Origin of the sequence: Halorubrum sp. SS7 (genome assembly GCF_005435055.1) — an archaeon.
Taxonomy (GTDB): domain Archaea; phylum Halobacteriota; class Halobacteria; order Halobacteriales; family Haloferacaceae; genus Halorubrum; species Halorubrum salinarum.
Genome location: NZ_SGXV01000332.1, coordinates 1 through 439, shown reverse-complemented (window position 1 = coordinate 439; position 439 = coordinate 1). Strand labels below are relative to the sequence as shown.

At 65.1% G+C, this 439-nt stretch carries 1 pseudogene; it reads right to left on the bottom strand.

The features are described 5' to 3' along the window. A pseudogene (locus EXE44_RS18255) lies at positions 1–341 on the bottom strand (hypothetical protein); the annotation flags it as partial. Between the last annotated feature and the right edge of the window lie 98 nt (positions 342–439).

Here is a 439-nt window from a genome sequence, read left to right as displayed (position 1 = left end):
TCATCGTCGAGGATTTCGAGCTCGCGGAAGTCTTCGAGCGGGAGTCGGTAGATCCCGCCGTCGAGTACGCGAGCGTCGAGGTCGATAAGGTAGACCCATGCGGGATTGTAGAGCCACGATACGACCTTGTTCCCGACGAGGAACCCGAGCGGGGAGAGACCGACCGCGGCGACGCCGAACACGTACCAGAAGCGCGGTACTTCGAGGTCGAATCCGACGATCGCGGAGAGGCCGACGAGCGCGATCACACCGACGACCAGCTCGGGCGCGTGGCCGTGGAGCCAGTCGAGTATCTTGACGTGGCGGGGCGGCTCGGGTCGGGGTTCTGGTGCGTCTCTCATGCTAACCTCTCGGGTTCCTCGCTGCGTCCGTAGACGACCTTTGCCACGAGGAAGATGGTCACAACGGCGACACCGGCGCCGCCACCGAGTCCGGCGGC